Here is a 257-nt window from a genome sequence, read left to right on the forward strand (position 1 = left end):
CTGGTTACGGATGCCCGCTGGCAAATACGGGTTGTTCAGCGCCAGCTGATAGGTGTTGCTGAACGTGCCCGACGGCGCCAGCTGCGTCGCGACCCGGTTACGCGTGAACATCGCGCTCGAATAGAATTCGATGCCATCGGTAACCTCATAATGGCCCGCGGCATAGACGTTCACCTGATCGAACGGCGTCTGGAAATAGGTGCCGTTGTTGGTGTTGTACGTGTCGCTCGCCGTCGCCGCCTGCAACAGGCCGGTGT

The 257-nt window shown here is 59.9% G+C and carries 1 protein-coding gene; it reads right to left on the bottom strand.

Translation table 11 applies throughout. The features are described from left to right. Positions 1-257: hypothetical protein (locus CVH10_RS22195; RefSeq protein WP_146143283.1), on the bottom strand; the 257-nt coding region annotated here is incomplete at both ends.

Origin of the sequence: Halomonas sp. ND22Bw, assembly GCF_003011945.1 — a bacterium.
Taxonomy (GTDB): Bacteria; Pseudomonadota; Gammaproteobacteria; order Pseudomonadales; family Halomonadaceae; genus Halomonas; species Halomonas halophila.